Origin of the sequence: Asanoa sp. NPDC049475, assembly GCF_040676915.1 — a bacterium.
Taxonomy (GTDB): domain Bacteria; phylum Actinomycetota; class Actinomycetes; order Mycobacteriales; family Micromonosporaceae; genus Asanoa.
This window is the reverse complement of record NZ_JBFAPY010000004.1, coordinates 291,057-314,123: the sequence shown is the minus strand read 5'-3', so window position 1 is coordinate 314,123 and position 23,067 is coordinate 291,057. Positions and strand designations below refer to the sequence as shown.

General features: G+C 72.0%; 20 protein-coding genes. 7 read left to right on the top strand and 13 right to left on the bottom strand.

Annotated elements, in window-relative coordinates:
* Positions 1-31 precede the first annotated feature (31 nt).
* Positions 32-1,960 carry a KUP/HAK/KT family potassium transporter gene (locus AB0J88_RS17010; protein ID WP_364343660.1) on the bottom strand — a complete coding sequence of 643 codons (1,929 nt, stop codon included), beginning with the start codon at positions 1,958-1,960 and terminating at the stop codon, positions 32-34.
* A 426-nt stretch (positions 1,961-2,386) separates the two neighbouring features.
* Between AB0J88_RS17010 and AB0J88_RS17005 the strand changes: the two genes are divergently transcribed.
* Positions 2,387-3,661 (top strand): cellulose binding domain-containing protein, encoded by a 1,275-nt coding sequence (locus tag AB0J88_RS17005; protein WP_364343663.1) that lies wholly within the window; start codon positions 2,387-2,389, stop codon positions 3,659-3,661.
* 49 nt (positions 3,662-3,710) lie between these two features.
* Here AB0J88_RS17005 and AB0J88_RS17000 read toward each other — a convergent pair whose 3' ends face one another.
* Genes AB0J88_RS17000 through AB0J88_RS16990 form a run of 3 tightly spaced genes read right to left on the bottom strand, consistent with a single transcriptional unit; the run spans position 3,711 to position 7,134 of the window.
* A complete protein-coding gene (locus AB0J88_RS17000; RefSeq protein WP_364343666.1) occupies positions 3,711-4,457 on the bottom strand; it encodes a succinate dehydrogenase/fumarate reductase iron-sulfur subunit in 747 nt (248 codons plus the stop codon).
* On the bottom strand, positions 4,454-6,394 hold the full coding sequence (locus AB0J88_RS16995; protein WP_364343669.1) for a fumarate reductase/succinate dehydrogenase flavoprotein subunit: 1,941 nt from the start codon (positions 6,392-6,394) through the stop codon (positions 4,454-4,456). Before AB0J88_RS16995 ends, AB0J88_RS17000 begins: the two co-directional genes overlap by 4 nt.
* A gap of 2 nt (positions 6,395-6,396) precedes the next feature.
* Positions 6,397-7,134 carry a succinate dehydrogenase cytochrome b subunit gene (locus AB0J88_RS16990; RefSeq protein WP_364343672.1) on the bottom strand — a complete coding sequence of 246 codons (738 nt, stop codon included), beginning with the start codon at positions 7,132-7,134 and terminating at the stop codon, positions 6,397-6,399.
* A gap of 72 nt (positions 7,135-7,206) precedes the next feature.
* Between AB0J88_RS16990 and AB0J88_RS16985 the strand changes: the two genes are divergently transcribed.
* From AB0J88_RS16985 to AB0J88_RS16975, 3 genes are all read left to right on the top strand, one after another.
* The gene (locus AB0J88_RS16985; RefSeq protein ID WP_364344573.1) at positions 7,207-8,088 is read left to right on the top strand and encodes a LysR substrate-binding domain-containing protein; all 882 of its coding nucleotides are present in this window, start codon (positions 7,207-7,209) and stop codon (positions 8,086-8,088) included.
* A 41-nt stretch (positions 8,089-8,129) separates the two neighbouring features.
* Positions 8,130-8,582, top strand: a complete 453-nt coding sequence (locus AB0J88_RS16980; protein WP_364344576.1) for a type II toxin-antitoxin system PemK/MazF family toxin — start codon at positions 8,130-8,132, stop codon at positions 8,580-8,582.
* A 63-nt stretch (positions 8,583-8,645) separates the two neighbouring features.
* The gene (locus AB0J88_RS16975) at positions 8,646-9,350 is read left to right on the top strand and encodes a carbonic anhydrase (RefSeq protein WP_364343675.1); all 705 of its coding nucleotides are present in this window, start codon (positions 8,646-8,648) and stop codon (positions 9,348-9,350) included.
* Here the strand turns inward: AB0J88_RS16975 and AB0J88_RS16970 are convergent.
* A complete protein-coding gene (locus tag AB0J88_RS16970; RefSeq protein WP_364343678.1) occupies positions 9,347-9,985 on the bottom strand; it encodes a phosphotransferase in 639 nt (212 codons plus the stop codon). The genes AB0J88_RS16975 and AB0J88_RS16970 overlap by 4 nt on opposite strands.
* Positions 9,985-10,866, bottom strand: a complete 882-nt coding sequence (sigJ, locus tag AB0J88_RS16965; protein WP_364343681.1) for an RNA polymerase sigma factor SigJ — start codon at positions 10,864-10,866, stop codon at positions 9,985-9,987. The genes AB0J88_RS16970 and sigJ overlap by 1 nt, the downstream gene beginning before the upstream one ends.
* A 79-nt stretch (positions 10,867-10,945) precedes the next feature.
* On the opposite strand from sigJ, the gene AB0J88_RS16960 reads away from it, so the two are divergent.
* Positions 10,946-11,734 carry an NAD(P)H-binding protein gene (locus AB0J88_RS16960; protein ID WP_364343684.1) on the top strand — a complete coding sequence of 263 codons (789 nt, stop codon included), beginning with the start codon at positions 10,946-10,948 and terminating at the stop codon, positions 11,732-11,734.
* Between the two features lie 9 nt (positions 11,735-11,743).
* The gene (locus tag AB0J88_RS16955) at positions 11,744-12,235 is read left to right on the top strand and encodes a GNAT family N-acetyltransferase (protein WP_364343687.1); all 492 of its coding nucleotides are present in this window, start codon (positions 11,744-11,746) and stop codon (positions 12,233-12,235) included.
* Here the strand turns inward: AB0J88_RS16955 and AB0J88_RS16950 are convergent.
* From AB0J88_RS16950 to AB0J88_RS16940, 3 genes are all read right to left on the bottom strand, one after another.
* Positions 12,232-12,714 carry a universal stress protein gene (locus AB0J88_RS16950; protein WP_364343690.1) on the bottom strand — a complete coding sequence of 161 codons (483 nt, stop codon included), beginning with the start codon at positions 12,712-12,714 and terminating at the stop codon, positions 12,232-12,234. The two genes, AB0J88_RS16955 and AB0J88_RS16950, sit on opposite strands and share 4 nt — an antisense overlap.
* 132 nt (positions 12,715-12,846) lie before the next feature.
* The gene (hrpA, locus tag AB0J88_RS16945) at positions 12,847-16,767 is read right to left on the bottom strand and encodes an ATP-dependent RNA helicase HrpA (protein ID WP_364343693.1); all 3,921 of its coding nucleotides are present in this window, start codon (positions 16,765-16,767) and stop codon (positions 12,847-12,849) included.
* A 32-nt stretch (positions 16,768-16,799) separates the two neighbouring features.
* Positions 16,800-17,852, bottom strand: a complete 1,053-nt coding sequence (locus AB0J88_RS16940; protein WP_364343696.1) for a winged helix DNA-binding domain-containing protein — start codon at positions 17,850-17,852, stop codon at positions 16,800-16,802.
* 190 nt (positions 17,853-18,042) lie between these two features.
* On the opposite strand from AB0J88_RS16940, the gene AB0J88_RS16935 reads away from it, so the two are divergent.
* A complete protein-coding gene (locus AB0J88_RS16935; protein ID WP_364343699.1) occupies positions 18,043-20,319 on the top strand; it encodes an ATP-binding domain-containing protein in 2,277 nt (758 codons plus the stop codon).
* On the opposite strand, the gene AB0J88_RS16930 is transcribed toward AB0J88_RS16935, so the two are convergent.
* The 4 genes from AB0J88_RS16930 to AB0J88_RS16915 are packed head-to-tail and all read right to left on the bottom strand — an operon-like array spanning position 20,316 to position 22,924.
* Positions 20,316-21,056 carry an ABC transporter permease gene (locus tag AB0J88_RS16930; RefSeq protein WP_364343702.1) on the bottom strand — a complete coding sequence of 247 codons (741 nt, stop codon included), beginning with the start codon at positions 21,054-21,056 and terminating at the stop codon, positions 20,316-20,318. The two genes, AB0J88_RS16935 and AB0J88_RS16930, sit on opposite strands and share 4 nt — an antisense overlap.
* Positions 21,057-21,070: 14 nt before the next feature.
* The gene (locus AB0J88_RS16925; RefSeq protein ID WP_364343705.1) at positions 21,071-21,961 is read right to left on the bottom strand and encodes an ABC transporter ATP-binding protein; all 891 of its coding nucleotides are present in this window, start codon (positions 21,959-21,961) and stop codon (positions 21,071-21,073) included.
* Entirely contained in the window at positions 21,958-22,275 is a 318-nt protein-coding gene (locus tag AB0J88_RS16920) for a transcriptional regulator (protein ID WP_364343708.1), read from the bottom strand. The genes AB0J88_RS16925 and AB0J88_RS16920 overlap by 4 nt, the downstream gene beginning before the upstream one ends.
* Entirely contained in the window at positions 22,268-22,924 is a 657-nt protein-coding gene (locus tag AB0J88_RS16915) for a transporter (RefSeq protein ID WP_364343711.1), read from the bottom strand. Before AB0J88_RS16915 ends, AB0J88_RS16920 begins: the two co-directional genes overlap by 8 nt.
* Positions 22,925-23,067 lie beyond the last annotated feature (143 nt).

Below are 23,067 nucleotides of genomic sequence, written 5' to 3'. Positions count from 1 at the left end.
GCGCTCTAGGTCAACAAACGTGCGCGCCGTCTCAGACCGCGATGCGGGAGCCCATGATCACCGTGCGCTCCCGGGGCAGCCCGAAGTACTCGGCGGCGTCGGCCGTGACGTAGGACGTGGCGATGAACAGCCGCTTGCGCCAGCCGGCCATGGTGGCCGCGTCGCCACGCGTCAGCTCGATCTTCGACAGGAAGTACGAGGCGTCGCCGAGCGAGGCCACACCCTCCGTGCGGTCGGGTTCGATCAACGCGAGGGCGGCCGGCACGTTCGGCGTCTCGATGTACCCGTAACGGGCGATGACGTGCACGATCCCGTCCTCGGCGAAGCCGAGGTCGTCGACCTCGATCCGCTCGCTGTCCGGGACGTACGGCACGGTCTCCGTCTCGATCGACAGGATCAGCACGTGCTCGTGCAGCACGTGGTTGTGCTCGACGTTGGCCCGCAGGGCCAGCGGTGCCGTCTCCTTGCCGCGGTTGAGGAAGACGGCGGTGCCAGGCACCCGGGTGAACGTGGCCGCCCGGTCGTGCAGGTCGGCGACGAACTCCCGCAGCGGCCCCTCGGCCAGGGCGCGCTCGCGGGTGACCACCTGTCGGCCGCGCTGCCAGGTCGTCATCACCACGAACGCGGTCAGCCCGATCAGCAGCGGCAGCCACGCGCCGTGCAGCAGTTTGGTGAGGTTGGCCCCGAGGAACAGCAGGTCCATCGACAACAGCACCACGGCGCCGACCACGACGATCCATAGTGGAGCTCTGAAGCGGACGCGGGCGAGGTAGAAGAAGAGCAGGGTCGCGATCGTGATGGTCCCGACGACCGCCATGCCGAACGCGTACGCGAGGGCGGCCGAGCTCCGGAACGCGAACACGAGCGTCAGCACCGAGACCATCAGCAGCCAGTTGATCCACGGCACGTAGATCTGGCCGATCGTCGACTCCGAGGTGTACGCGATCCGCAGCCGCGGCAGATAGCCGAGCTGGGCCGCCTGGCTCGCCACCGAGAACGCCCCGGTGATCACCGCCTGCGCGGCGATGACGGTGGCCGCCGTCGCGAGCAGCACCATCGGCAGCCGGGCCCAGTCGGGGGTGAGCAGGAAGAACGGGCTGCTGATGGTGCTCTGGTCGTCGAGGACCAGCGCGCCCTGGCCGAGGTAGCTGAGCGTGCACGCGGGCAGCACCAGCGTCAGCCAGCCGCGGGTGATCGCCCGCCGGCCGAAGTGGCCCATGTCGGCGTAGAGCGCCTCGGCGCCGGTGACCGCGAGCACGATGGCGGCGAGCGCGTAGAACGCGATGTGGAAATGCCCGGTCAGGAACCCGATCGCGTACGTCGGGGACAGCGCCTTCAGGATCGCCGGGTTCTGCGCGATCCCACCGACGCCGCAGGCGCCGATCGCCACGAACCAGGCGATCATGACCGGGCCGAAGAACCGGCCGACCGCGGCCGTACCCAGCCGCTGGACGAGGAACAGCAGCACGATGATCACGGCGGTGATCGGCACGACCGCGTCCGCGAGGCCGGGCTGGACCACCTTGAGCCCCTCGACCGACGACAGCACCGAGATCGCCGGCGTGATCATGCTGTCGCCGAAGAAGAGTGCGGCGCCGAACACACCGAGACCGGCGAGCACCAGCGCGCCACGCCGCCGCCCGCCGGCCAACCGGCGCAACAGCGTGATCAGCGCCATGATGCCGCCCTGACCCTGGTTGCTGACCCGCATCACCAGCGTGACGTAGGTCAGGGTGACGATGAGCATCACCGACCAGAAGATCAGCGAGACGACGCCGTAGACGTTGGCGTCGCTGACCGGCACCGGATGCGGGTCGGCCGGGTTGAAGACGGTCTGGATCGTATAGATCGGGCTGGTCCCGATGTCGCCGAACACGACACCGAGCGCCCCGACCACCACCGCGGCCCGCACGACCTCCCGGCCGCCGGCCGACGCTGCCGGCGAAGACTCACTACGCACCAGGTGGACCTTTCGACGTCGCACTGCCGGCGTTCATCCTGCCGGCACGACCGGGTTCACCGCGTCAAGAAAACGTCAAGATCGGTCGGCCGTGCGCCCCACCCAGGGCCACGGCGAGCGCCGCCGCCCCTCGCGCCTCGTGCTGACCGGGCGTCGGCCCGCCCGTTGTGCGGCTGGGTGACCCATCCTCTATCGATAATCTGCTATCTTTTACCGGGAGCGAAGGGCACGCTCTTCCGATGTTTTACCGGTAATCCAACAGTCCGGGCCACACCGTCGACGCCAGGCGACGCACCTGTCGCCGGGCGACGGTCGCCACGCCGCATGCCCGGCCCGGACGCCCCTGGAGCGATCGGCGCGCCCCAGGCTTCCTGGACGGGCGAACCGCTGGCGACCCATCAGCGCACCCGCCCAAGGAGTCACGCAATGCCGAAACGCAGACACCTTCTCCCCTCCATCGCGGCCGCGGCGGTTCTGCTCGTGGTCGCCGCCGGCGGCGTCCTCAACGGCGCCTTCCGCGCCGTGGCCGTGGCGGCGCCGAACGGCACGTTCGCCGCGACCGCCGGCTGCGGCAAGACCCCCACGTTGACCAGCGGGACCCGCACCATCTCCAGCGGTGGCCAGAGCCGCAGCTACAACCTGCGGATCCCCGACGGGTACGACAGGAACCACCCGTACCGCCTGGTCTTCGCCTTCCACTGGTTGAACGGCTCGGCCAACAACGTGACCTCGGCCGGCTACTACGGGCTCGCGCCGCTGTCGAACAACAGCACGATCTTCGTGGCCCCGCAGGGCCTGAACGCCGGCTGGGCCAACAGCAACGGCCGGGACCTGACCCTCTTCGACGACATCTCCCAGCAGATCGAGAACGACCTGTGCGTCGACACGGCACAGCGCTTCGCGCTGGGCTGGAGCTACGGCGGAGCCATGAGCTACGCGGTCGCCTGCGCCCGGCCCACCGTCATCCGCGCGGTCACCGTCCTCTCCGGAGCCAACCTCAGCGGATGCAACGGCGGCACCCAGCCGGTCGCCTACTTCGGCATCCACGGCACCTACGACAGCGTGCTGAACATCTCCCAGGGCCGCCAGCTACGTGACACCTTCGTCAGGAACAACGGCTGCACGGCGCAGAGTCCGGCCGAGCCGAGCCGGGGCAGCCTCAGGCACATCACGACCGCCTACTCGGGATGCCGGGCCGGTTACCCGGTCCAATGGGCGGCGTTCGACGGTGACCACACGCCCAGCCCGGTCGACGGGTCCGGCAGTCCCAACGACTCCCGGACGTGGACCTCGGGTGAGATCTGGAGGTTCTTCAGCCAGTTCGAGTCGACCGCGCCACCGACGAGCGCGCCGCCCACGAGCGCGCCGCCGACCACCCCGCCGCCGACCGGTGGCACGGGCACCTGCGTCGCCGCCTATCGCGCGGTGAACAGTTGGCCGGGCGGCTTCCAGGGTGAGGTGACCGTGTCCAACGGCACCGCCACGACCTTGAACGGCTGGACCGTTTCCCTGACGATGGCGAGCGGCCAGGCCATCAGCAGCCTCTGGAGCGGCACCAACACCGGCACGACCGGCCGGGTCGTCGTCAGGAACGCGCCCTACAACGGGACGGTCGCGCCGAACGCCTCGACCACGTTCGGCTTCACCGCCACGGGCGACGGCGCGACCCCGCCCAGCGGCCTCACCTGCACCAGCCCCTGAAGGTAAAGGCCCGGAGCCGTGCTGGCTCCGGGCCTTACCGGGGGGACTGTCAGCGGCCGCGGACGGCGGAGCCCAGGATGTCGTGGTTCAGGGCGCCGATGACCGTCAGGGGGATGCCCTTCGGGCAGACGGCCGTGCACTCGCCCGTGTTGGTGCAGCCGCCGAAGTCGGCCTCGTCGTGGGCGTGCAGCATGGCGGCCGCGCGCGACGCGCGTTCCGGCTGGCCCTGGGGCAGGGCGCCCAGGTGCGCGACCTTGGCCGCCGTGAACAGCATCGCCGAGCCGTTGGGGCAGGCCGCCACGCAGGCGCCGCAGCCGATGCAGGCCGCCGCCTCGAACGCGGCGTCGGCGGCCGCCTTCGGCACCGGGGTGGCGTGCGCGTCGGGGGCGCTGCCCGTCGGCGCGGAGATGTAGCCGCCCGCCTGGATGATTTTGTCGAACGCGCCGCGGTCGACCACCAGGTCCTTGACCACGGGGAAAGCCCGCGCCCGCCACGGCTCGACGTCGATCGTGTCGCCGTCCTTGAAGTGTCGCATGTGGAGCTGGCAGGCCGTGGTCAGCTTCTGCGGGCCGTGCGCCACGCCGTTGATGACCATTCCGCAGGCGCCGCAGATGCCCTCGCGGCAGTCGTGGTCGAACGCCACCGGCTCCTCGCCGGCGGTGGTGAGCTGCTCGTTGAGCACGTCGAGCACCTCGAGGAAGGACATGTCGGTCGAGATGTCGTCGACCTTGTACGACACCATCTTGCCGCGGGATTCGCGGTCCGACTGGCGCCAGATGCGCAGGGTCAGTTTCACGAGTAGCTCCGCTGGCTGGGTGTCTCGTACTCGAAGGTCAGGTGTTCCTTGTGCAGCACCGGCGGGGAGGCGAACTCCCAGGCGGCGACGTAGGAGAACTCGTCGTCCGCGCGCAGCGCCTCGCCGTCCGGGGTCTGCGACTCGGCCCGGAAGTGGCCGCCGCAGGACTCGGTGCGGTGCAGGGCGTCGATGCACATCAGCTCGGCGAGCTCGAAGAAGTCGGCCACCCGGCCGGCCCGCTCCAGCGACTGGTTGAGCTCCGCGCCGGTGCCGGGCACCTTGACCCGGGCCCAGAACTCGTCGCGCAGCGTGCGGATCAGCTCGATCGCCTTGCGGAGACCGGCATCCGTGCGCTCCATCCCGCAGTACTCCCACATGATCTTGCCCAGCTCGCGGTGGAACGAGTCCACCGAGCGGTCGCCGTCGACCTCCAGCAACCGCTGGACCCGCTCTGTCACCGCCGCGCGCGCCGAGGCCACGTCCGGGTGCTTCGGCGTGAGCTTCTGGAACGGGCCGTCGGCCAGGTACGCGCCGATCGTGTTGGGCAGCACGAAGTAGCCGTCGGCGAGCCCCTGCATGAGCGCGGACGCGCCGAGCCGGTTGGCGCCGTGGTCGGAGAAGTTGGCCTCGCCGATCACGAACAGGCCCGGGATCGTGGAGCTCAGGTCGTAGTCGACCCACAGCCCGCCCATCGTGTAGTGCACGGCGGGGTAGATCCGCATCGGCGTCACGTACGGGTCGTCGCCGGTGATCCGCTCGTACATCTCGAAGAGGTTGCCGTAGCGCTCCTCGATGGCCGGGCGGCCCAGCCGCGCGAGCGCGTCGGCGAAGTCGAGGTAGACGCCGCGACCGCCCGGACCGACGCCGCGGCCGTCGTCGCAGACCGCCTTCGTCGCCCGGGACGCGATGTCGCGCGGCACCAGGTTCCCGTACGCCGGGTAGCGCCGTTCGAGGAAGTAGTCCCGCTCGTCCTCGGGGATGTCGCCCGGCGCCCGGGTGTCGCCTGCGGCGGACGGCACCCACACGCGGCCGTCGTTGCGGAGCGACTCGCTCATCAACGTCAGCTTCGACTGGTGGTCGCCGGAGACCGGGATGCAGGTCGGGTGGATCTGGGTGAACGCCGGGTTGGCGAACAGCGCCCCGCGCCGGTGTGCCCGCCAGCTCGCCGTGACGTTGCAGCCCTTGGCGTTGGTCGACAGGTGGAACACGTTGCCGTAGCCGCCGCTGGCCAGCACCACCGCGTCGGCCAGGTCGACGGTGACCGCGCCGGTCTCCAGGTCGCGCACCACGATGCCGCGGGCGCGGCCGTCGACCACGATCAGGTCGAGCATCTCGTGCCGCGTGTGCATCTGCACGGTGCCGGCGTTGACCTGCCGCTCCAATGCCTGGTACGCGCCGAGCAGCAGCTGCTGGCCCGTCTGGCCGCGGGCGTAGAAGGTGCGCGACACCTGGGCGCCGCCGAACGAGCGGGTGTCCAGCAGGCCGCCGTACTCGCGGGCGAACGGCACGCCCTGCGCCACGCACTGGTCGATGATCTCGACGGAGACCTCGGCCAGCCGGTAGACGTTGGACTCGCGCGCCCGGAAGTCGCCGCCCTTGATGGTGTCGTGGAAGAGCCGCTCGACCGAGTCGCCGTCGTTGCGGTAGTTCTTGGCCGCGTTGATGCCGCCCTGCGCCGCGATCGAGTGTGCCCGTCGCGGGCTGTCCTGGTAGCAGTAGCAGCGCACGCGGTAGCCGAGCTCGCCGAGCGTCGCGGCCGCCGAGCCGCCGGCCAGGCCGCTGCCCACCACGATCACGTCGAGCCGGCGGCGGTTGGCCGGGTTGACGAGGCGGCCGGTGGATCGGCGCTTGGTCCACCGCTCCGCGAGCGGCCCGTCCGGCGCCGCGGTGTCGGCGATCGGGTCGCCGTCGACGAAGAACTCACCTGGGTACGTCATGCCTAGCCAACCAATCCGACGAGCACGGCGAACGGCACCACGAGGAAGCCGGCGCAGAGGAGGATCGCGAAGCCGAGCGCGGCCACCCGCGCCCACCGCTCGCCGTTCGCGGTGCGCTGGCCGAGGGTGCGCAGCGCGCTGAACAGCCCGTGCCGCACGTGGAAGCCGACGGCGACCACGGCCAGCGCGTAGAACAGGGTCACCGGCCAGCGGCTGGGGGCGAAACCGGCCACCACGTTGGCGTACGGGGTCGCCGGATCGCCGACCGGGTTGACGGTGCCGACGGTCAGGTCGAGCAGGTGCCAGACCAGGAACAGCAGGATGATCACGCCGCCCCAGCGCATCGTCCGGGCCGCGTAGCTGCCCTGCACCTTGGGGCGGTGCGCGTAGCCAACGGGACGCGCCCGCTTCGCGCGGATGGCCAGGGTCGCCGCCGCCCAGACGTGGCCGACCAGCGCGAGGGTCAGCACGCCGCGCTGGATCCAGAGGAACCATTCGTGCGGCAACGCGGGTGCGCCGATGTCGCGGAGCCAGTGCGCGTAGTGGTCGAAGGACTCGGCGCCGAAGAAGATCTTCAGGTTGCCGGCCATGTGCAGCACGAGGAACGCCAGGAACAGGAGGCCGGTCACCGCCATGACCACCTTGATGCCTACCGTCGAGCGGTAGGACGCGTTCCGCCGAGGCGCCGAGGATTCCTTCGCCGCCACCGCCGCGCGGTCGCGCGTACTCGATGCCACCATGCTTTGGACGCTAGGTTGAGCTGTCCTGATGCGTCCAATGCATGGCGATAGCGGTGCTGATAGCTATAAGCTATCAAAATGCGTCTGGAGCAGCTGCGATCCTTCGTGGCGGTGGCAGAACTACGACATTTCACCCAGGCAGCCGTCGCGGTGGGTGTGGCCCAGCCCTCACTCAGTAAGCAGATTCACAGCCTCGAAGCCGAGCTCGGGGCGCCGCTGTTCACCCGGCTGCCGTCGGAGGTCGAGCTGACCCCGGCCGGCGAGACGCTGCTGCCGCTGGCACAGCGGATCCTCGCCGACGCGGAGACCGCGCACCGCGAGGTCCGCAACCTCGTCGGGCTCACCCGCGGGCGGGTCCGGCTGGGTGCCACGCCGAGTTTGTGCACCTCGCTGGCGCCGCGGGTGCTGCGCCGCTTCCACACCGCCCACCCCGAGATCGAGCTGCGGGTGGCCGAGGGCGGCTCGCAGGAACTGGTCAACGCCCTCTCGCACGGCGAGCTCGACCTGGCCCTGGTGGTGCTGCCGGAGACCGGCATCGACCCCGCGCTCGACGCCGCGCCGATCCTCGACGAGGACCTGGTCGTCGCGGCCGCGGCGGGCACGCGACTGCCCGAGCCGATGCTGGTCGAGGATCTGCGCGACCGGCCGCTGGTGATGTTCCGGCCCGGCTACACGCTGCGTGACGACGTGCTCGAGGCGTGCCGGCGCGCCGGTTTCGAGCCGACCTTCGCGGTCGAGGGCGGCGAGCTCGACGCGGTGCTGGAGTTCGTCGAGGCGGGCCTCGGCCTGGCCGTCGTGCCCGAGATGGTGCTGGCCAACCGCCCGGGCCTGTGGGCCGTCCCGCTGGCGCCGCCGTTGCGCCGGACCATCGCGGTCGCGCAGCGGCGCGGCGTCACCCTGACCCATGCGGCAGCGGCGTTGCGTGCCGTCCTGCTGGCCGAGGTCGGCCGCTAACATCAGCCAACGTGAAACCTTGGCGCGATGTAGCGGCCCGCATGCTCGGACGCCCCACGCCGGCGCGGGTGGTGCCCACCGCTTCGGTCCGCCAGCGGCGCATGCCGGCGCCGCTGCGGCGGCGGTCCGACCGGATGCTGGAATATTCGCCGGAGCTGGACGGGCGCGCCGATCCCGGCGAGGTCGTCTGGACCTGGGTGCCCTACGAGGAGGACCCGCGTCAGGGCAAGGATCGCCCGGTGCTGGTGGTCGGCCGTCGCGGCCGCACGATGCTCGGCCTCATGCTCTCCAGCAACGACCGGCGCGACGGCTCGCGCAGCTGGCTCGCTCTCGGCGCCGGGTCGTGGGACCGCGAGTCCCGGCCGAGCTGGGTGCGGCTCGACCGCGTGCTGACCGTCGACGAGCGCGGCATCCGGCGTGAGGGGTCCATCCTGGACCGTGGCCGCTTCGACCGGATCGCGGCCCGGCTGCGCAGCGACTACGGCTGGCGATAAGGGCTTCACCACAGTGGCGTGTCCGCGACACTTCCAAGAGGTGTTCGCGGGTTAACGTCGGGCGTGACTGAATCCACGCATTCGCATGTCCTGAGCCGTCGCGGTGTGCTCACCGGGGTCGGAGTGGCCGCCGGTCTGACGCTGGTCTCGGCCGCGCCCGCGGCGGCCACGAGCCCGACGCCCACCACTCCGGGCGCCGCGCTGGCCGAGCTGCTCGCCGGCAACGCCCGCTTCCGGGGCGGCCACTCGCGCCACCCGCACCAGGGCGTGGCCGACGTGCGGCGCCTGGCGGCGGGCCAGCACCCGTTCGCGATCGTCCTGGGCTGCGCCGACTCGCGCGTGTCGCCTGAGGTGCTGTTCGACCAGGGTCTGGGCGACATCTTCGACAACCGGGTCGCCGGCAACATCGTCGACGAGGTCGTGACGGGCAGCATCGAGTACGCCGTGGCCGAGTTCGCCCCGCCGGTCCTGGTCGTGCTGGGCCACGAGCGCTGCGGCGCGGTGGCCGCGACGGTCGAGACCATCGAGAACGGCGGCACGCCGCCCGGCTCCGTCGGCGCGCTCGTCGAGGCCCTGCGCCCGGCGATCGAGCCGGTCCTGCACCAGCCCGGTGACACCGTCGAGAACGGGGTCCGGGCCAACGTCCGCTACCAGGTGGCCCAACTGCTGGCCGGCAGCGCGATCGTCCGCGACGCGGTCGCCGCCCGCACGCTGCGGGTGGTCGGCGCCCGCTACGACCTCGACAGTGCGGCGGTCACGCTGCTCTAGACGAGCGTCGCGGCCTCGTCGAGCTGGGCCAGTTCCACGGCACTCATCGTGGGATTGGCCCGGCGCTGGGCCACCGCCCACGCGAGAGCGTCGGCCGACGGCGCCGGCAGCAGTGGGCGGAGGGCGGCCAGGCCATCGGCGGCGGCTGCCGCCAGCGCCGGTTCATGGGTCCAGAGCGTCACCTGGGCCAGGATCACCAGCGTGATCGCCACGTCCCGGTCGGCCGGTCCCTCGGCGGCGTTCGCCCAGTCGATCACCACCGGGCCGCGGTCGGACAGCATGACGTTGTCCGGGTGCAGGTCCAGATGCAGGATCCGGTCTCCGGGGTCGGCCGCGACCCGAGCCGGCAGGGCGTGCAGCCGCAGGTGCAGGTCGGCCATCGTGCTCGCGACGAAGTCCCGGTCGGCGGTGCCGGCCATCCAGGCCGCCAGCAGCGTCGGCCCGGCGAGGCGTTCCATGACCAGGTCCGGGCCGTCGGCGTCGTACACCTGCGGCACCGGGTAGCCGGCCTTGGCCAGATGAGCCATCAGGTCGGCTTCCGGCGCGGCGGCACGGCCGTGGCGGGAGCGGCGCAGGACCCGGTCGGGGGCGAGGGCGTACACGTCGCAGTCGCGTCCCGAGGCGATCAGTTCCATCAGTCCACCCAGGCAGCGAGGTCGAGGGCGCGCAGCCGGTGCGGGTCGCCGAGGACGTGGATCTGGGTGATCCGGCCGTCGTGGACCACGAACGACATGATCGAGACGACCTCGCCGCGCGGCGCGATGACCGCGCCCGGGAGGCCGTTGATGAGCGCCGGCCTGACGAACGGCGCGAGCTGGCGGGCCGTGCGGGCCTGGCCGGCGACCGCGCTGCCACCGCGGATGATCGCGGAGAAGGCGGGCCGTGCGGTGCCGCCGTCGGCGCGCAGCACCACGTCCGGGTCGAGCACCGCGACCAGGGCCTCGAAGTCGCCGGCCCGCGAGGCGGCGAAGAACGCGTCGACCACCTCGCGCTGGCGGACCAGGTCGGGGTCCGGTGCGGGCGCCGCCTCCTGGACCCGGCGGCGGGCACGGCTGGCGAGCTGGCGGGTGGCCGCCGGCGAGCGGTCGACGATCAGCGCGATCTCGTCGAAGGCCACGGCGAACATGTCGTGCAGCACGAACGCCAGCCGCTCGGCCGGGTTCAGCGTGTCGAGCACGACCAGCAGCGCGAGGCCGACGGCGTCCGCGAGCAGCGCCTGGTCCTCCGGGTCGACCCCCTCGGCCGGGCTCACCACCGGGTCGGGCACGTGCGTGTCGAGCGGTAGCTCCGGCCGGGCACCACGGGACCGCAGCAGGTTGAGGCAGATCCGGCCGACGACGGTGGTCAACCAGCCACCGAGGTTGGCCACCTCGGCGGCGTCCGTGCGGGCGAGCCGCAGCCAGGCCTCCTGCACCGCGTCGTCGGCCTCGTGCAGCGAACCGAGCATCCGGTACGCGACCGCGCGCAGGTGGCCGCGGTGCTCCTGGAAACTTCGCGCCAACTCGTTCTCGTCCACCGGTCACATCCTCTCGCCACCCCGTGTCATACCTGTAGAAGAGCGAGGCTACAAATGCTCACATAGCGGGAGGAAACTCGTGAACACTCCGATTCTGGTCACCGGTGGCACCGGCACCTTGGGGCGGTTCGTCGTCGCCCGACTGCGCGCGAAGGGCGCCGAGGTCCGGGTGCTGACCCGGCACCCGAAGCCGGCCACCGACGGGGTCACCTATGTGGCCGGTGACCTGGAGACCGGCGTGGGCGCCGACGCCGCCGTCGAGGGCGTACACACCGTCGTGCACTGCGCCGGCAGCCAGAAGGGCGACGACGTCAAGGCCCGCCACCTGATGGCCGCCGCGGCGAAGGCCGGCGTCCGGCATGTGGTCTACATCTCCGTCGTCGGCGCCGAGCGCACCCCTGTGACGAGCGGCGTCGACCGCGCGATGTTCGGCTACGTCGCCGCGAAGCGCGCGGCCGAGGAGATCGTGGCGAGCTCCGGCGTCCCGTACACGACGCTGCGCGCCACCCAGTTCCACGAGCTGGCTCTCCAGGCCGTGGCCGCGATGGCGAAGCTGCCGGTGGTGTTCGCGCCGGGCGGCACGAAGCTCCAGCCAATCGCCGCTGACGAGGTCGCGGAGCGGCTGGTCGAGCTCGCGCTGGGCGAGCCGCAGGGGCTGGTGCCGGAGATGGGCGGCCCGCGCGTCTACCCGTTCGCCGACCTGGCCCGCTCCTACCTGCGCGCGACCGGCCGGCGCCGGCCGATCCTCGCGGTGCCGGCGCCCGGGGGAGCGGCCCGCGCCTTCCGCGCCGGAGCCAACCTGACGCCCGAGCACGCAGTAGGTCACGTCACCTGGGAAGACTTCCTCACCGAGCGGCTCGCGGTCTAGCCTGCACGCGTGCGCATCCAGGTTGGTGAGTCCGCGGACGGACGCGCCGTGTGGCCGGTGTACGACGCGATCTTCGGCGACCACGACTCCTACGAGAGCTGGCGCGACACCGTCTGGGATCGGCACCGGACGCGCGCCGGCTTCCGCCTCGCCCGGGCGTACACGACAGATCTGATCGGTTTCGCCTACGGCTACACGGGCGAGCACGGCCAGTGGTGGACCGACAACGCCCGGGCGGTCCTGCCGTCCGGTGTGGCCGACGAATGGCTGGGCGGCCATTTCGAGCTCGTCAGCCTCGGAGTCCTGCCCGCGGCGCGGGGGAGCGGCACCGGCCGCGCGCTCCTGCGCGCCCTGCTCGACGGCGTCGGCCACGAGCGGCGACTGCTGATGGCCACGGAGGACGCCACCGACCCAGCCCGCCGCCTCTACGCCGCCGAGGGCTGGACCGTCCTCGGGCCGGGCATCGGCACCGGCACGGTCATCCTGGGCCAGCGCCGCTAGAGCTCGCGTTCCAGTTCGCGTACGAGGGCGTCGACCGGTTGGTGCTGGGCCAGGGCCGGCGGGGGCACGACGACGATCGGGCAGCGGGCATGCCGGACGCTGTAGCGGGTGACCGGGCCGCTGCCCAGCAGGTGGGAGCCGCGCCGGTCGCCGCCGACCACCAGCAGGTCCGCGTCCTCGCCGGCGTGCTCGACCAGGCTCTGGCCGGTCAGCCCCTCCAGCACCACCGGGTCGACCCGGACGTCGGCCGGTGGGCCGCCCATGGCGGCGTCGAACGCGTGCGGGATCAGGAGCTCCGCCTCGGCGAGGTGCACCCGGCGCTCGAACGTCGCGGTGGTGTCGCGCCAGAGCGGCCGGAACAGCCACACCCGCACGGCGTCGACGGTTCCGCCGCGCTCGCGGGCCACTTTCACCGCGTAGCGCAGCGCCTGCAGGCCGGCCAGCGACGGGCTGACGCCGACCACGATCCGAGATCGCATCGGCCAAGCATGGACCGCGAGGCCGCGCGCGTCGACGGTCTTGCCACGATCTTTACGCCTGTGGGGGAAATTCTGACGGCGCGGGCTCTTCGAACACCTCGCCGGCCGGCCGGGAGACGATCGCCAGCGCTCTCACACCGCTTCGGCGGCGTCCATGGCCTTGTAGATGCGTTGCTCCGACACCGGGTACGGCGTGCCGAGCGCCTGCGCGAACACGTTGACCCGCAGCTCCTCGATCATCCAGCGGATTTCGGTGACCGCCTCGGCGCGGCGGCGGCTCGGGGACAACGCGGCCAGCATGGCGTCGTACTCCTTCTGCACCTGGGCGATCCGGGCCTGGCCGTTGCGGTCGCGGGCGACGTCCTGGCCGAGCCGGTCGAGCCGCCGTTCGATCGCCGCCAGGTAGCGGGGGAGGTCACCGAGGTGGGTCCAGCCCGTAGCGGTCACGAAGCCCGGGTAGATGAGCCGGGCCACCTGCCCCTTCACGTCGGCCAGGGTCGACAGCGCGTCCAGCGCCGACATGCGGCTGATCCGCTGGTCGACCGCGTGCTGCGCGGCCAGGGCGCGTTCGACCCGGCTGACGACCGCTTCCACCGTGTCGACCAGGTCGGCCCGGACCGTGTCGCGCAGCGCGGCGAACGCCGCCGGATCCCAGGCCGGACCGCCGGCCTGGTCGACCAGGCGGTCCACGGCCGCGCCGGCGCAGTCGCGCAGCAGGTCGGTGACGTTGCGATGCGGGTTGCGCGAGAGGGCCAGCTTCTGCTGGTTGGTGAGCCGGCCCTGCAGGAACGTCGCCGGGTTGGGCAGCGAGAGCAGCAGCAGCCGCCGGGTGCCGGCGATCATCGCGGCCGCCTGCTCGCCGGCGCTGTCGAAGACCTCGACGCCGACGGTCGTGCCCTCGTCGACCAGCGCCGGGTAAGCGGTTACCCGGAAGCCGGCCCGGTCCTGCTCCAGGGTGCGCGGCAGCGGGCCGAAGTCCCACGCCGTCAGCCCGGTGCGGGCGATGCCGGGGGCGGCGGCGGTGACGGTCGCGCGCACCTCGGCCTTGAGCTGCGCCTGCAACGCCGCGAGGTCCTTGCCGCGGGCCACCTCGCGGTCGCCGTCGACCACCCGGTACGTCAGCCTCAGGTGGTCGGGCACCCGCGACAGGTCCCAGGCGTCGTGCGGCACCGTCACGCCCGTCATCCGGCGCAGCTCCCGGGTCACCGCCTCGACCAGCGACAGCCCGGGCGCCGGCGCGATCCGGGCCAGCACCGCGCGGGCGAAGTCGGGCGCGGGCACGAAGTTGGTGCGGATCGCCTTCGGCAGCGAGCGGAGCAGAGCGACGATCAGGTCCTCGCGGAGCCCCGGCACCTGCCAGTCGAAGTCCTCCGGTGCCACCTGGCCGAGCATCGGCAGCGGCACGTCGACCGTGACACCGTCCGATGTGGTCCCCGGGGCGAACTCGTACGTCAATGGCAGCGGCGCCGACTCGGAGCGCCACACGTCGGGATAGGCCTCGGCGCTGACGTCGCCGCGTCCGGCGTTGATCAGGAACTCGCGGGTGAACGTGAGCAGGCGGGGATCGGTGTGCCGGGCCTTCTTCCACCAGGTGTCGAAATGCCGACCGGACACGACGTCGGCGGGGATCCGCTGGTCGTAGAACGAGAACAGGGTCTCGTCGTCGACGAGGATGTCGCGCCGGCGCACCCGGTCCTCGAGCGCCGACACCGACTCCAGCAGCGCCGCGTTGTCACGGAAGAAGTGGTGGTTGGTCTGCCAGTCGCCTTCGACCAGGGCGTGGCGGATGAACAGCTCACGGGACAGGACCGGGTCGATCCGCCCGTACTGGACGCGTCGCCCGACCACGATCGGCACGCCGAAGAGGGTGACCCGCTCGACCGCCACCACCGAGGCCTGCTTCTTCTCCCAGTGCGGCTCGCTGTAGCTGCGCTTGACGAGATGGCCGGCCAGCGGCTCGACCCACTCGGGCTCGATCTTGGCGTTGACCCGCGCCCACAGCCGCGACGTCTCGACGAGCTCGGCGGACATCACGAACCGCGGCGGCTTCTTGGCCAGGGCCGAGCCGGGGAAGATGGCGAAGCGCGCGTTGCGGGCGCCCAGGTATTCGCGCTTCTCGCCGTCGCGCAGCCCGATCTGGGAGAGCAGGCCGGCCAGCAGCGACTGGTGCAGCCGGGCCGGGTCGGTCGACGACGACGGCACGAGGCCGAGCGACTTGGTCACCTGACGGAGCTGCGAGTTGATGTCCTGCCACTCGCGCACCCGGAGGTAGTTGAGATATTCAGCGCGGCAGAGCCGGCGGAACGCGCTGGACGACAGCTCCCGCTGCTTCTCTCGCAGGTAGTTCCAGAGGTTGAGGTACGTGACGAAGTCCGAGTCCGGGTCGGCGAACCGCGCGTGCAGCTGGTCGGCGTGCGTGCGGTGCTCGACCGGCCGCTCGCGCGGGTCCTGGATGGACAGTGCGGCCGCCACCACGCTCACCTCGTCGAGGCAGCCGTTGCGGTCGGCCTCCAGGACCATCCGGCCCAGGCGCGGGTCGACCGGCAGCTGGGCCAGCCGGCGGCCGGCCTCGGTCAGCCGCTTCGCGTCGTCGAGGGCGCCCAGCTCCTGCAACAGGTTGACGCCGTCGGTGATGTTGCGCCGGTCCGGCGGGTCGATGAACGGGAACTTCGCGACGTCGCCGAGCCCGATCGCGGTCATCTGGAGAATGACCGAGGCGAGGTTGGTACGCAGGATCTCGGGCTCGGTGTATTCCGGCCGCGACAGGAAGTCCTGCTCGTCGTAGAGCCGGATGCAGATGCCGGGCGAGGTGCGGCCGCTGCGGCCCTTGCGCTGGTTGGCCGACGCCTGGGAGACCCGCTCGATCGGCAGCCGCTGCACCTTGAGCCGGTGGCTGTAGCGGGATATCCGGGCGGTGCCCGGGTCCACCACGTACTTGACGCCGGGCACGGTCAGCGAGGTCTCGGCGACGTTGGTCGCCAGCACCACGCGGCGACCCGTGTGCGGCTGGAACACCCGGTGCTGCTCGGCCGTGGACAGCCGCGCGTACAAGGGAAGGATCTCCAGATGTGGCAGGTCGAGCCGGCCCAGCGAGTCGGCGGCGTCACGGATCTCCCGCTCACCGCTGAGGAACACCAGGATGTCGCCCGGACCCTCGGCCGCCAGCTCGGTGACCGCGTCGCCGATCGCCGTGATCGGGTCACGGACGACCGCGCCGGCGACCTCCTCCTCGTCGTCGTCCTCGACATCCTCTTCCAGCACCAGCGGCCGGTAGCGGAGCTCGACGGGATAGGTCCGGCCGGACACCTCCACGACCGGGGCCGGCTCGCCGGACGCCTGACGGAAGTGCTGCGCGAACCGCTCCGTCTCGATGGTCGCCGAGGTGATGACCACCTTGAGGTCCGGCCGGCGGGGCAGCAGGGACGCCAGGTAGCCGAGGATGAAGTCGATGTTGAGGCTGCGCTCGTGGGCCTCGTCGATCACCAGCGTGTCGTACCGCAGGAGGTCGCGGTCGTTCTGAAGCTCGGCCAGCAGGATGCCGTCGGTCATCAGCTTGATCAGGGTGTCGTCGCCACCCCGGTCCGTGAACCGCACCTTGTAGCCGACGGTGCTGCCCAGCGGGGTGCCCAGCTCCTCGGCGATCCGGTCGGCGACCGTGCGGGCGGCCAGCCGGCGGGGTTGCGTGTGCCCGATCTGCCCGCGCACGCCCCGGCCCAGCTCCAGACAGATCTTGGGGATCTGGGTGGTCTTGCCCGACCCGGTCTCGCCGGCGACGATCACCACCTGGTGGTCGCGAATGGCGGCCGCGATGTCGTCACGCCGCTCGCTGACGGGCAGCTCGGCCGGATAGCGGATCACCGGGACGGCGGCCTGTCGCGCCGCGACCCGCGCCTCGGCGGCCGCGATGTCGGCCTCGATGGCGGCGACGGCCGTGGCCTTCTTGCCGGCGTCGCGGATCTTGCGGGTGCCTTCCAACCGCCGGCCCAGCCGGTGCGCGTCGCGCAGGGTCAGGGTCGACAGGCGGGTCTGCGGCGACGGGTTGGGCGCGTTCATCTCGCGCCCAAGAATAGGCGGGACGATGCGGATCAGCTCGCGGTTATCCGGACGACGTGATCTTTGGCGGCCGGCTCGATGAACCGGGCCAGGGCCTCACCCTCGGCCTCGACCTCGCCGGCCGCCGCCTTGGTCAGCTTGCCGAACGCGGTCGCCGTGAGCGTCACCACGTTGCGCTTGGTCTCGGCCGACCAGACGCCCGCCACCAGGCCGTCGACCAGCAGGGTGGGCAGCCACCGCAGGTTCCGCTTGAGATAGACCCGCTCCTTGTACGCCTCCGGCAGGATCCGTGCCCGGCGGTTGGCGGCGAACGCCAGCAGCGCGTTGTCGAAGGCCGGCAGGAAGCGCGGCGGTGCGGGGGTGTCGTCCACGGGCCGGGGCGCGTCCGGCAGGTCGTAGAGCACCCGCCGGCCGCCCGCGTCCTCGCCGAGCGTGACCAGGTCGAGCCGGCCGATAGCGGCCTTGACCGGCCCGGCCGGCGAGCCCAGCCAGTACGCGATGTCGTCGGCACCGGCCGGCCCGAACGCGCCCAGGTGCCGGGTGACCGCCGTTTCCCACGCCTTTTCGCTGGTCAGGCCGCGTGGCGTGGGCGGGCCGGCATGGTAGGAGGCCGGCGTCTTGGCGCCCCAGGAGCCGTTGGCCGGCACCTTGACGAATGCCGGCTGGGCGCGGAACGGGCGCCACTTGTATTCCCGCTGCGCCTCCACTGCCTTGGCCGGCAGCGCGTCGGGGTGCTGCTCGACCCACTGCTCCGCGAACTCGGTGAGCTCGTCGCCGGTGCGCGCCTGTTTCGCGTACGCGATGGTGGCCTTCAGCATGTCGTCGGCCCGCTCCGGGGTCTCGACGCCGCGCAGCAGCCAGCCGCCGACCCCCGTCTCCGCCGCGATCCGCGCCCAGACCGGGTGCTCGGCGGCGCTGACCAGGTGCAGGGTGCGACGCATGAGGATGCCGGTGACCACGTCACCCTTGTCCATCGCCGCCCAGAGGTCGGCTGCCGTGAAGCCTTCGAGCCGGCTCCAGAGCCCGATCGGTGGTGAGGACCACTGCTGGGCCTGCGGGGCGCCGATCTGTTCGATAGCCGACACCAGGGCCTTGTTCCCGCCCTGGTGCCTTCGCAGGAGGCCCTGGCGGGCGAGCAGCGCACGGTTCAGCCCGGCCGCGGTCGCGGTATCTTGGGGAGTTCGCATGGTTCCCGGTTCGCTTCCGGAAGGAACGTCGTTGTCTGAGCGCGTTGATCCTAGTCGCGTCCTCGATCCCACAGACTCACCTGCCGAGATGGAAGCTGAACAAAAACACGTCACGAGCCTTTACGACCGGCTCGACGGGATGCGGGCGCTGGCCGAGTCGCGCCTGTCCGGGTCGCTGGAGGCGACCGGCGGCACGCCGCAGGCCCGCTCGCAGCGCGAGTCGTCGGTCGCCATGTACACCGAGCAGCTCGCCCAGCTCTCCGCCGTGGAGAGTGGGCTGTGCTTCGGGCGCCTCGACCCCGAGTCCGGCGCGCCGCTCTACATCGGCCGGATCGGCATCTTCGACGAGGAGGGCGACTACGAGCCGCTGCTGCTCGACTGGCGCGCTCCCGCCTCGCGGCCGTTCTATCTGGCCACCGCCGCCGACCCGCTGGGCATCCGGCGGCGCCGGCACATCCGCTCCAAGGGCCGCACGGTCGTGGCCCTCGACGACGAGGTGCTCGACCTGTCGGCCGCGGCCGGCTCGGCGACCCGGGAGGGGTTGGCCGGCGAGGCGGCGCTGCTCTCGGCCGTCGACGCCAGCCGCACCGGCCGGATGCGCGACATCGTCGAGACCATCCAGGCCGAACAGGACCGGATCATCCGGGCCGACCTCGGCGGGGTGCTGGTCGTGCAGGGCGGCCCCGGCACGGGCAAGACCGCGGTGGCGCTGCACCGGGCGGCGTACCTGCTCTACACCCACCGGCGCGAGCTCTCGACGCGGGCGGTCCTGGTGGTCGGCCCCAACCCGACGTTCCTGCGCTACATCTCGCACGTGCTGCCGTCGCTGGCCGAGACCGGCGTGCTGCTGTGGACGCTCGGCGACCTCTACCCGGGCGTGACCGCGCGCGGCGAGGAGCCCGAGAGCGTGGCCGCCGTCAAGGGTCGCCTCGGCATGGTCGACGTGATCGCGGCGGCGATCGCCGAGCGTCAGGAGCTGCCCACCGAGCCGATCACCGTCGAGCTCGACCGGGATCCGCTCACCATCGACCGTGAGCTGGCCTTGGCCGCCCGCGACCGGGCACGGCGTTCGGGCCGGCTGCACAACCAGGCCCGGGACGTGTTCCAGGAGGCCCTGATCGATGGGCTGGTCGGGCAGGCCGCCGCGATCATCGGCACCGACCCGTACGCCGACGACCCGCTCGGCGGCGACGACGCGCCCGGCGACCCGCAGCTCATGGGCGCCGCCGACCTGGCCGACATCCGCGCGGAGCTCGCCGCCAACGACGGTGTGCGGGCCGCGCTGGACACCCTCTGGCCCCGGCTGACCCCGCAGCGGCTGCTGCGTGACCTGTTCTCGTCGCCGCAGCGGCTGGCGGCCGCCCGCGGGGACTCGCTCACCCTGGCCGAGGCGGCGGCGTTGGTCCGGCCGGTCGGCGCGCCGTGGACGCCCGCCGACGCGCCGCTGTTGGACGAGGCCGCCGAGCAGCTCGGTCCGCTGCCCGAGCTGGAGGCGGCGGCCAAGACCATGGCCGAGCGGGTACGCCGGTCGGAGCTCTCCTACGCCGAGGGCGCACTGGAGATCGCCCGCGGTTCCGCGTCGATCGACGTCGAGGACGAGGACGACCCCGAGCTGCTGCTGGTGACCGACCTGCTGGACGCCTCGCGACTGGCCGAGCGGCAGGAGGACGGCGAATACCTCAGCGCCGCCGAGCGGGCCGCCCGCGACCGGAAGTGGGCGTTCGGGCACGTCATCGTCGACGAGGCGCAGGAGTTGTCGCCGATGGCCTGGCGGCTGCTGATGCGCCGCTCGCCGAGCCGGTCGATGACCGTGGTCGGCGACATCGCGCAGACCGGCGACCCGGCCGGTGCGGCGTCCTGGTCGGAGGTGTTCGAGCCGTACGTCACCGACCGCTGGAAGCTGGCCGAGCTGAGCGTCAACTACCGCACGCCGGCCGAGGTGATGTCGCTGGCCGGCGAGGTGCTGGCCCGGATCGACCCGACGGCCACGCCGCCGCGCTCGGTGCGGTCCACCGGGCAGCAGCCGGTGCGGGGCTCGCTGGACGACCTGGCGACCGTGCTGGCCGGCGAGGCCGCGGTGCTCGAGGGCGGCCGGCTCGCGGTGATCGCGCCGGCTGCGCGGGTCGCCGCGCTGGCCAAGGAGGCCCGGGCCGCGCTGCCGTCGCTCGCGGTCGCCGTGGGCGACGAGCCCGACCTGGAGAGCCCGGTGGCGGTGCTCAGTGCCCGGCAGTCCAAGGGCCTGGAGTTCGACGCGGTGGTGGTCGCGGACCCGGACGGCATCGAGGCGGAGTCGCCGCGCGGGGTCAACGACCTCTATGTGGCGTTGACCCGCGCGACGCAGCGCCTGACCGTCCTCATCCCTTAGCGGAAGCGGCGGCCTTCGTCCCGGCGGTAGGCCCAGACGGCGACCGCTCCCGCCACCACGGTCCAGACCGCCAGCATGACCAGGGACGTGGCGTCCGGCTCGAAGTCGGCGACTGCCGCCCAGAGCAGCTCGACCGCGCCGCGGGTGGGCAGGTAGGGCGCGATCGTCGCGATGAAGGCGGGCGCCTGGTCGGGGGAGGACATCAGGCCGCCGCCGAACGCCAGCGGGAAGAAGATGACCTGGCAGACCACCAGGGCGGCCTTGAGGGGGAGCGAGTAGCCGATCGCGAGGCCCATCAACGTGAAGGGCAGCGCGCCGACGAACACGGTCGCGACGCCCAGCACGAAGCCCAGCGCGGAGACGGTGGCCTCGGTGAGCAGGGCGCCGATCAGCACGACGGGCACCAGCGAGACGAGCGACATCGCCATGCCGGCCAGGATCCGTCCGGTGAACCGGGGTGCGGCGCCGGCGGCCAGCGTGCGCATGTAGCCGTCCCACGGCTGTGAGCGGTCGTCGGCGACACCGACCCCGTAGGTGAACAAGCTGCTCACCATGATGGAGAAGGTGACCATCGAGGCGGTGGCGTAGGTGGCGGCCACCGGGTCGTCACCGGCGAACGGCACGACGAAGAAGAGCATCGAGGCGGCCGGGAAGAACGCCGAGCCGATCAGGGCGATCGGGATCCGGATGGTCTCGAGGAGCTGATATCTGGCGTGTACGAGGGCGAGCGTCGACAAGGGGTGCTCCGTTCTCAGGCGGCTAGTGCGACGGCGTCGGAGCTGTCGGTGATGGCCAGGAAGGCCTCTTCGAGCGAGGTCGGTGCGACCTCCAGGTCGCGGAAGTCCACCGTGGACGCGACCAGCGCGCGGACCAGCGCGTCGGAGTCCGGGGTGAGCAGGTGCGTGCGCCCGTCGCGCTGCTCGACCGCGACCACGCCGGGCAGGGCCGGGGGCTCGCCGTCGCACGCGAAGCTGACGCGGCGGACGCCGACCATGCCGCGGACCGCGGTGACCGTGTCGTCGGCGAGCACCCGGCCCCGGCCCAGGACCACGACCCGGTCGGCGAGCGCCTCGATCTCCTCCAGGTAGTGGCTGGAGAGCAGCACCGTGCCGCCGCCGGCGTGGTAGGCCTTGATGGCGTCCCACAGGCCGCGCCGGGACTGCACGTCGAGGCCCGTGGTGGGCTCGTCGAGCACCACGATCCTCGGCCGGCCGACGAACGCGAGCGCGATGGCCAGCCGGCGCTTCTGACCGCCGGAGAGGCCGCCGGTCTGCCGCTTGGCCAGGTCGGCGAGACCGAACTGCTCCAGGAGCTCCGGGCGGGGGACCGGGTTCGGGTAGTGGGCGCCGACGAAGTCGACGACCTCGCCGACCCGCAGGGTGGCCGGCAGCCCGGTCTCCTGGGGTGTCACGCCGAGCGCCTGCCGGGTACGCGGGTCGCGCGGGTCGCCGCCGCAGAGCGTGACGCGGCCCTCGTCCGGCCGGCGCACCCCGGTCAGCAGGCTGGCCAGCGTGGTCTTGCCGGCGCCGTTGGGACCGAGCAGGCCGACGAGCTCGCCCTCGGTGACCTGGAGCGAGACGCGGTCGAGGGCGGTGACGTCTCCGTACCGGCGGCTGACCTCGATCGCCTCGGCGAGGATCATGTCTTCTCCTTGATGTCCGGGGGTTGCAGCAGGGCGCGTACCGATGCGGTGTACTGCTCGAAGGCGGCTCGGCCGCGGTGGGTCAGCGCGACGAGGGTGACCGGGGTGCGGCCGCGGTGGGTCTTGGTGATCTCGACGTAACCGGCGTCCTCGAGCTTGCGCAGATGCACGGAGAGGTTGCCGGCGGTCATGCCGAGAATCTCCTGGAGGCGGGGAAAGGCGATCTGGTCTCCCGAGCCCAATGTGGACAACGCGGCGACGACCCGCAGCCGGGCCTGGGCGTGAATGACCGGGTCGAGTGGCGTATCAGTCATGCCGCCGCCCGCGGCGATGCCACCGGCTGGCCACCAGGCCGAAGACGAGCATGCCGCCACCGCCCGCGACGCACATGATCAGCGCCTGCCAGCCCGGGCCGGCCAGGACGCCCGCGACGTTGACCACCGAGATCCAGGCGCCGAGCAGGAAGAGCTGGCGGTTGAGCCAGATCGCTCCGCCGGCCAGGTGCAGCGCCCCGGTCAGGCCGACCATGGTCGCGGACCACACGACGATCTGCAGGTCGGCGGGGAGCCGGTCGCTGATCCGGACCAGGATCACCGTCATGGCGGTGAAAGTGATCATCCAGGCCCAGCCGTAGTAGGCGCCGCGTTTCGCCGACTCGCCGGCGATGTGGCCGTAGGCCCGTGCGCCCGTCAGCCCGGAGATCACGCCGGCCGCCAGGATCAGGGCCACCAGCACCGCGGTCGGCAGCCAGTCGGGCAGGTCGACGAAGACCTGGCCGCCGGGACCGAACCGCAGGAAGATCAGCCCGAAGCCGACCGACCAGGCGAAACCCCAGGGCCAGAACCACCACCGGTCGTCGACGTAGATCTGGCGCACCGCGGCCGCCCGCTGCTCCTCGATCATCCGGAGCGCCTCGGCGGGGTCGCCGGGCGGCTGTTCGTTGTCGACAAAGCTCTCACTCACGTAAAGAACTTTAAACCACAAAGTCGAGCCTTGGGAAGACGTGGTCCGTCGCGATCGACGGACGAGGTCCGACCGCGGACATGCCGGCCGAAACCGCACACCTGACCGTTCCGCCATGGGTGCCGGGTCCGCGCCGGTAGCGT

Bases quoted from the DNA above. Each gene is read 5' to 3' on its own strand.
- AB0J88_RS17005 (WP_364343663.1), top strand. From the start codon at position 2,387: ATGCCGAAACGCAGACACCTTCTCCCCTCCATCGCGGCCGCGGCGGTT.
- AB0J88_RS16995 (WP_364343669.1), bottom strand. From the start codon at position 6,394: ATGACGTACCCAGGTGAGTTCTTCGTCGACGGCGACCCGATCGCCGAC.
- AB0J88_RS16990 (WP_364343672.1), bottom strand. From the start codon at position 7,134: ATGGTGGCATCGAGTACGCGCGACCGCGCGGCGGTGGCGGCGAAGGAA.
- AB0J88_RS16980 (WP_364344576.1), top strand. From the start codon at position 8,130: ATGCTCGGACGCCCCACGCCGGCGCGGGTGGTGCCCACCGCTTCGGTC.
- AB0J88_RS16970 (WP_364343678.1), bottom strand. From the start codon at position 9,985: ATGGAACTGATCGCCTCGGGACGCGACTGCGACGTGTACGCCCTCGCC.
- AB0J88_RS16950 (WP_364343690.1), bottom strand. From the start codon at position 12,714: ATGCGATCTCGGATCGTGGTCGGCGTCAGCCCGTCGCTGGCCGGCCTG.
- hrpA (WP_364343693.1), bottom strand. From the start codon at position 16,767: ATGAACGCGCCCAACCCGTCGCCGCAGACCCGCCTGTCGACCCTGACC.
- AB0J88_RS16935 (WP_364343699.1), top strand. From the start codon at position 18,043: ATGGAAGCTGAACAAAAACACGTCACGAGCCTTTACGACCGGCTCGAC.
- AB0J88_RS16925 (WP_364343705.1), bottom strand. From the start codon at position 21,961: ATGATCCTCGCCGAGGCGATCGAGGTCAGCCGCCGGTACGGAGACGTC.
- AB0J88_RS16920 (WP_364343708.1), bottom strand. From the start codon at position 22,275: ATGACTGATACGCCACTCGACCCGGTCATTCACGCCCAGGCCCGGCTG.